Source organism: uncultured Marinobacter sp., assembly GCF_963974375.1.
Lineage (GTDB): Bacteria > Pseudomonadota > Gammaproteobacteria > Pseudomonadales > Oleiphilaceae > Marinobacter.
This window is the reverse complement of sequence record NZ_CAXBDN010000290.1, coordinates 1-5058: the sequence shown is the minus strand read 5'-3', so window position 1 is coordinate 5058 and position 5058 is coordinate 1. Positions and strand designations below refer to the sequence as shown.

The 5058-nt window shown below is 56.1% G+C and carries 4 protein-coding genes; 1 reads left to right on the top strand and 3 read right to left on the bottom strand.

Annotation, left to right across the window (positions count from 1 at the left end; all coding sequences use genetic code 11):
• Positions 1-223: 223 nt before the first annotated feature.
• The 3 genes from AAC035_RS18420 to AAC035_RS18410 form a co-directional block, all read right to left on the bottom strand.
• The gene (locus AAC035_RS18420; protein WP_339806561.1) at positions 224-1231 is read right to left on the bottom strand and encodes an oligopeptide/dipeptide ABC transporter ATP-binding protein; all 1008 of its coding nucleotides are present in this window, start codon (positions 1229-1231) and stop codon (positions 224-226) included.
• Positions 1231-2304, bottom strand: a complete 1074-nt coding sequence (locus AAC035_RS18415) for an ABC transporter ATP-binding protein (RefSeq protein WP_339806560.1) — start codon at positions 2302-2304, stop codon at positions 1231-1233. The genes AAC035_RS18420 and AAC035_RS18415 overlap by 1 nt, the downstream gene beginning before the upstream one ends.
• A 71-nt stretch (positions 2305-2375) precedes the next feature.
• Complete coding sequence (locus AAC035_RS18410) at positions 2376-3026, bottom strand: TetR/AcrR family transcriptional regulator (RefSeq protein ID WP_339806559.1); 651 nt, start codon at positions 3024-3026, stop codon at positions 2376-2378.
• A gap of 229 nt (positions 3027-3255) precedes the next feature.
• Between AAC035_RS18410 and AAC035_RS18405 the strand changes: the two genes are divergently transcribed.
• On the top strand, positions 3256-5058 hold a 1803-nt coding region (locus AAC035_RS18405; RefSeq protein ID WP_339806558.1), incomplete at its 3' end, for a biotin carboxylase N-terminal domain-containing protein.

Below are 5058 nucleotides of genomic sequence, written 5' to 3'. Positions count from 1 at the left end.
CAAGATGCCGCCATTGTCCATGACCTTGGCCATCAGGGCCGATGGGCCGGCCATGGTTGCGACTGCGGCAACCCCGGTCAGTAGCCCCAGAAACTCACGGCGCCGCAGGGTAAAACCTTCTGCTTCTGCAACGATTGCATTGTCTTTATTTTTCATAAGGGTAGCTCCCTTTATTGTGGTTGTTTTATGGATGCCGGTATTCCGGTGATGATCGTGTGGAAGATCACTCGAAGTACCCGTCGGGTGTTGCGTAATGACAGGCGACCCAATGGTCAGTAACGATCTCTCGCCATTGCGGCGCGTCACCCGCACATTTCTCTGTGGCAAATGGACACCGGGTCCGAAACCGGCAACCGGATGGAGGAGAGACCGGACTTGGGATTTCCCCTTTCAGGTGGATCCGGCGGTCTTCTCTCATATCACTGGGTACGGGTCTTGGTTCGGCGGACAACAGAGCCTGGGTATAGGGATGCAATGGTTTTTCAATGACCGCTTCGGTTGGACCCAGCTCCATCATGTTGCCCAGGTACATGACGCCAACGCGCTGGCTGACATGGGCAACGACCGAGATGTCGTGAGTAATGAAAGCATAGGTCAGGCCGAGTTCTTCCTGAAGGTCGGCAAACAGGTTCAGGATTGAGCCCCGTACGGACACGTCGAGGGCTGCAACGACCTCGTCACAAACGATAAAACGAGGATTTACGGTAAGAGCTCGAGCGATGTTGATTCGCTGTTTCTGCCCACCTGACAGTTCATGGGGATAACGCATCGCAATCTCAGGCGACAGACCGGCACGCTCCAGTGCATCGAGGGCGGTTTTGCGCCGGGACTCGCGGTTGCCGATGTTCTGAATCTCCATTGGCTCTACGAGACTCTGGAGAATCGTCATTCTGGGATTCAGCGCGGCATGGGGGTCCTGGAAGATAATCTGGTAGTTCTTGCGAAGCCGCTTGTACTCGGTGGCAGACAACTCTGAAATATCCGTATCTCCATACCTGAGGGTACCCTCCGTGGGCTTGAGCAGGCCGACAAGGGCACGCCCTACCGTCGATTTGCCAGAGCCGGATTCGCCGATAATGCCGAGCGTTTCGCCGGCACGAATCTGAAAACTCACGCCGTCGACGGCTTTTACGGTTTGCCCGCCTTTCAGCGGGAAATGAATCCTGAGATTCTCGACGGTCACAATATCGTTGCGATCTTCGATAACACCGGGCTGACTCAGCGTACTCATTACACCGCCCCTTGAAGTTTCAGTTCTGTCGCCCTGTGGCATCTGGCATTGCGGTTTTCAGCGATCTCAACCATCGATTGATAACGCTCACAACCCTCCCCGGCATGGGGGCAACGTTGCTGAAACCGACAGCCTTCAGGCATTGCATTTGGGGAAGGTACGCGCCCCGGAATAAAGGGCAGGCGACCGCCACGGTCACTGAGCCGGGGCAGAGACTGCAGAAGGCCGGATGTATAGGGGTGGCCGGGGCGGCGAAGCACATCGTCAACCGGAGCGCTCTCAACCACTTCACCTGCATACATGGTTATCATGCGACTACAGGTCTCAGCGACGACCCCGAGATCGTGGGTAATGAACAGCAGCGCAGCTCCTGTGTTTTCACTGAGCTCTTTGAGCAGGTCGATAATCTGTGCCTGAACGGTGACATCCAGGGCAGTGGTGGGTTCGTCTGCAATAATGAGTTTGGGCTTACAGATCAGCGCCATGGCGATCATGACACGCTGACGCATACCACCAGAGAACTGGTGAGGGTATTCATCAACCCGTTGCTCGGGGGAGGGGATGCCAACGTCTTTCAAGGCCTGAATGGACCGTTCACGCGCTTCCGCCGGCGAGACCGGGTAATGGGTGCGCAGAGTTTCGATGAGCTGTTGGCCCACTGTAAACACCGGGTCCAGTGCCGTCATGGGTTCCTGGAAAATCATGCTGATATCGCGGCCGCGAATAGTCCGGATATCCCGGGGTCGCATGGACATCAGATCCCGGCCGTCGAAACGGATTTCACCCTCAATGATGGCTGTTTGCTCAGGCAAAAGCCTGAGTAACGAGAGACCGGTCACCGATTTACCGCATCCGCTTTCCCCGACCACGCCGACACGCTCGCCCGGCGCCACTGTGAACGAGATGTCGCGGGTGACGTGAGTAATCCCGTCACGACCCCGAAAGGAAATGCTCAGACCTCGCACATCCAGTATGGGGGGCGTGTCTGGCAATGCGCCTTTTGCCGCGTTGTGTGCAGTGTCAGTAAGGTCAGCCCTACCAACGACACTGTGCTCGTTATTCGCAACTAGCATGTTTCCTCCACGCGCCCGGAGTTGCTCTCCAGGCTGATTGTTCTTGTTTCGCAGAGTCTCGGGTCCAGACCTTATTTGGCCTGAGTACCATAGGCCGCCCTGATTGTTCGCTTTGTAGCGTCGTAATGATTCTTCAGTCGCTTGATGCCCGAGAACTGGGTGATCGGCGAACCGAAATACCACAATGGTGTGATCATCAAAACCACATCCTTGACCGGGGTATCCGCTCGAAACTCTCCGGTTCCAACCGCCAACCGGACAGCGTGCGTGACGCACTCTTCGAAGTACCGCGACATTTCAGCAATACCCTCAACCACATCCGTATCCACTGAACTGAAGTCAAAACGGGCCCTGGACGAAAGACTCCACGGGGTTCTCTCGCCTCCAATCTCGTTGAACTCCTCGTAGCGAGCTTTCGCGTCTTCAAACAGCAGGTCGATTCGCTCATCCAGACTGAGGCCAGGCTTCAGCCATATGTCTTCGAGTCTCACCCGGACTTCTTTGAAGGTCGTTGCAAAAACCTCTTTGACCAGTTCGGACTTGTTGCCGAAGTGGTAGTGGAGGTTCGCTCTTGTGGAGCCCACTTCTTTGGCGATATCACCGTAGCTGACAGCATCAAGACCCCGGGTGATAAACAACCGGCGAGCCACTTCGAGCAACCGGGCCCTTGTTTCCCCGGCCTTTCGGCGGCTCGAGTCTGAGGATGCTGAAACCGATGTCATGGACTCTCCTGCGGCAATTTCACTGTGGTCGTATCATTGCCAATTACTGACTTACTTGCAAGTCAGTTTTTTTTGGACAAAACTGACTGACGTGTAAGTAAGTGCAAGAATGGTAGGTCATGGCCAAAGCGTCAAGACCTGAGCATCGTTATTCAGAGAGTTACGACGATAAACCACCTCAAAGTCGCGCTACCTGACTGATACAAAAGAAAAATGATAAGAGGCATCTGTGAAATTCAAAAAGCTACTGATCGCTAATCGTGGGGAAATTGCCATTCGTATCGCCCGGGCAGCGGGCGATATGGGTCTGGAATCTGTTGCTGTCTATTCAGAGGACGACAGTGCATCTCTGCATGTCAGCCACGCCGATGAAGGGGTGTTATTGCCGGGCAAGGGGGCCCGGGCTTATCTGGATATTGGCGCGATCGTAGCTGCGGCGAAGCAATCCGGAGCGGATGCTTTGCATCCAGGCTATGGCTTCCTCAGCGAAAACTCCGAGCTGGCACGCCGCTGCAGGGAAAACGGCATCACCTTTATCGGACCTGATCCGGTTACCCTCGATACCCTTGGTGACAAGGTCGCGGCACGTCAGTTAGCGGAAAACTGCGATGTTCCGGTAGTGCCGGGTACCGGGGGGCGCAGCACACTGGCGCAGGTCAGGGAGTTCACGGCAAGTCTTGGCAAAGATGTTGCGGTTGTGATCAAAGCCATTTCGGGCGGCGGTGGAAGGGGCATGCGCATCGTTCATCCCGGAGACGATGTTGAGGCGGCTTATCAGGCCTGCGCAAGGGAGGCCGAGGCGGCTTTCGGGGATGATGGCCTCTATGTGGAAAGACTGGTGCAGCGCGCTCGCCATATCGAAGTGCAGGTACTGGGTGATGGCCAGGGTGATGCAGTGCATCTCTGGGAGCGCGAATGCAGCCTTCAGCGCCGCAATCAGAAGCTGATTGAGATTGCTCCCAGCCCAACGCTCTCCAAAACCACCCGGGACCGATTGCTGGAAGCCGCTCTGCGTCTGGCGCGGCAGGTCAATTATGCAGGTTTGGGTACCTTCGAATTTCTGGTAGACGCCAACGGCAATGATTACTTTTTTATTGAGGCCAATCCACGGCTGCAGGTCGAGCATACCATCACGGAAGAGATTACCGGTGTGGATCTGGTCCAGTCTCAGATCGCAGTGCTGGGGGGCGCCAGCCTTGCTGATCTTAACCTGACCCAGGTACAGATTGGTTCCGCCAGCGGCTATGCGATCCAGTGTCGGATAAACATGGAAACCATGGACGCCGCCGGCAATGCAAAGCCCAGCGGTGGCACGCTGGATGCGTTTGAGCCGCCAACCGGGCCAGGAGTGCGAGTAGATACTTTTGGCTACCGCGGATATACCACCAGTCCCCACTTCGACTCGTTGTTGGCAAAGGTCGTCATCCACAGTCGTTCAGGTGAGTATCGTCAGGCGGTACGCAGGGCCTACCGTGCGTTGTGTCAGTTCCGTATCGAAGGTGTGAAAACAAATACCTCCTTTTTGCAGACTCTGCTATCTCGTGAAGAGGTTGCCGGCAACCAGGTTTACACACGATTCGTTGACGATCAGATGGCGGACCTTGTGCTTCAGAGCGAGCAGGGCCACCCACAACTGTTTCGGTCCGATTCATCAACGACCAGCGTTAGCCCGGATGCCACCGTTCTGGAAGCTCCCCAGGGCGCCGAGCCGGCCACCGCCCCAATGCAAGGGCAGCTGGTGACGGCTTTGGTGGCTGAGGGTGATCTGGTTACCAGGGGCCAGACCCTGGCCATCATCGAAGCCATGAAAATGGAACATGAAATCAAGGCACCCACCGCTGGCACTGTTCGCAGTCTGCCGCTGGCTCAGGGCGATTATGTTCAGGAGGGACAGGCCATTGCGTTTATTGAGCCCGGGGACGGTGTCCTGGATGTGGAGGCCAGAGAAGAACAGATCGATCTCGACTACATACGTCCGGATCTGGCGGAATCCATTGAGCGTCATCGCCTGACGCTGGATGAAGCCCGCCCG